This window comes from Delftia sp. WSY_22, from assembly GCF_043104185.1.
GTDB lineage: Bacteria > Pseudomonadota > Gammaproteobacteria > Burkholderiales > Burkholderiaceae_C > Comamonas > Comamonas tsuruhatensis.
In genome coordinates, this window is record NZ_JBICKN010000025.1 from 1 (window position 1) to 314 (window position 314).

General features: G+C 58.6%; 1 pseudogene. It reads left to right on the forward strand.

Annotated elements, in window-relative coordinates:
- A pseudogene (locus tag ACF8NF_RS13775) lies at positions 1 to 314 on the forward strand (type VI secretion system tip protein VgrG); the annotation flags it as partial.

Sequence of the window (314 nt, forward strand, 5' to 3'; positions counted from 1 at the left end):
GACAACCGCAACGAGGATGTCGGCATCGACGAGAACATCTCCATCGGCAAGAACCGCAGCAAGACCATCGGCAAGACCGAGACCGACAAGATAGGCCAGAACTGGCACGTCACGGTCGGCCTGCTCAAGACCCAGACCATAGGCATGGCCTACATGCAGAACGTGGGTGGGATGAAGATGATGAACATCGGCGTCAACTACATGGAAAACATCGGCGTGGCCATGCAGACCCATGTGGGCATGAACCAGAGCCTCACCGTGGGGCAGGAGCGCCAGGTCAAGGTCGGCAGCAAGCAAAGCACCGAAGTGGGCTC